Genomic DNA, 1,244 nt, shown 5'->3' with positions numbered 1-1,244 from the left:
GCAAAACATGTTTGATTTGGTTGCCATTCTCATCGAGCCATACCTCATACAAGGCTGCGCCTTCGATACCGCGTCTTTGCGCAGATCTTGGATAGCGGGGCTGCGTTGGTTGACTCACAAACGTTGGTTTGTCGACCAAAATAGGCTGAGACGTTGCCCCTTTGGATTGGCTCGCTGATGCAGTTAGCTGAGTAACCGTATCTTTCTTCACCGGTTCTATTTTTTTCTTCGGTTCGGCTTTGGGCTGAGTTTCTTGCTTGGCAACCGTTTTGGTTGGTTCCACTTTCTTAGGTTGCTTAATTGGCTCTGGCTTTTTCTCGACCACCTTTTTCTTCACCGCCTCTTTTTTGACAACCTGCTTCTTAACGACCTTCTTTTCTGGCTCAGGCTGTTTTTGAGGCCGTGGCTCTTTTGGTGGTTCCACATTCTCTGGTGTGGGCTTTTCGAGCGTTGGCGGTGGTGCAGATACAAGGTTGAGGCTTACCGAGCTTGCTGGGTTTCCAGCAGGCATTGCGAACACTTTGTTCTCTTGCGAGACAAAAAGAAGTGCGGCATGAATGACGAGAGATGCGCCTCCTGCAATGACATATCTTTGTACGTTCACGGGTTATTCTCGGTAGAACTATGAAAACTTGAGGCGATTATTACTTACAATAGAAATAAGATCAATTATCAATTGCATTATCATTACGGTCAAATTATGATCCTTGCAGTTTTTTTGAGATTAGCCTCTATCCCTTATGTGGTGGGGTTTAAGTGAGTATATATGAGCGTCGATATTGATAAATTTGACGAATCAGTTCTGGGCAGCGATAGCCCTGACCCCCTGAGATTTGCTTTTGTGAAGAAGCACTCGGCTCATGCTGGCGGAGCGAGTGTGCCAGTACCGCCACCTCAACAAGCAGGGGTTTTGTCGAGCATTACTTCTGACCGAAACGCGAGAAACAACAAACGCTGTTTGTACATTCACGTACCATTTTGCCGTGTTCGCTGCACTTTTTGTAACTTCTTTCAGAATGCGGCCAGTCGCAAACTTGTCGATGAGTACTTCGCTGCTTTAATGCAGGAGTTGAAGGAGAAAGCGGCACTCCCTTGGACGCAAAGAGGCATCTTCCATGCGGTTTACATTGGTGGTGGAACGCCGACCGATCTTTCTCCCGAACAAGTTCGCGTGCTGGGGCAGGCCATTCATGATTATTTCCCTCTCGCGTCTGATTGCGAAATTACTTTAGAAGGGCGCATCA

General features: G+C 47.3%; 2 protein-coding genes. One reads left to right on the top strand and one right to left on the bottom strand.

All coding sequences use genetic code 11. From position 1 onward, the window contains the following. Positions 1-604, bottom strand: a 604-nt coding sequence (locus R7035_RS25510) for an energy transducer TonB (protein ID WP_318146355.1), incomplete at its 3' end; no start/stop codon positions are given. 162 nt (positions 605-766) lie between these two features. Between R7035_RS25510 and R7035_RS25505 the strand changes: the two genes are divergently transcribed. Then, positions 767-1,244 (top strand): radical SAM protein (locus R7035_RS25505; RefSeq protein WP_411913241.1); only part of this gene is annotated, 478 nt, incomplete at its 3' end.

Origin of the sequence: Vibrio sp. 1731, assembly GCF_033339955.1 — a bacterium.
In the GTDB taxonomy this organism is placed as follows: domain Bacteria; phylum Pseudomonadota; class Gammaproteobacteria; order Enterobacterales; family Vibrionaceae; genus Vibrio; species Vibrio alginolyticus.
This window is presented reverse-complemented; position numbering and strand designations above follow the sequence as displayed.